Below are 205 nucleotides of genomic sequence, written 5' to 3' on the forward strand. Positions count from 1 at the left end.
TCATTGCAAGTGAAAACAGCTGATCCGACGCCAACTGATCCGACACCGACCACTCCGGCGCCAGCGGCTCCGACGAATCTAATAGGCACTGCCACAACAACGAGTATTACGCTCAGTTGGAATGCAGTAGCCGACGCACAAAGTTACGAATTGCAAAGAGATGGAAAAGTGGTGTACACGGGAAGCGAACTAACCTATACGGATA

Annotated in this window: 1 pseudogene; it reads left to right on the plus strand. The window is 50.7% G+C overall.

The window, feature by feature from the left end:
• Window positions 1–205 (plus strand): annotated as a pseudogene (locus tag JO375_RS02810) (chitin-binding protein); the annotation flags it as partial.

Source organism: Paenibacillus farraposensis (genome assembly GCF_020736845.1).
Lineage (GTDB): Bacteria > Bacillota > Bacilli > Paenibacillales > Paenibacillaceae > Paenibacillus > Paenibacillus farraposensis.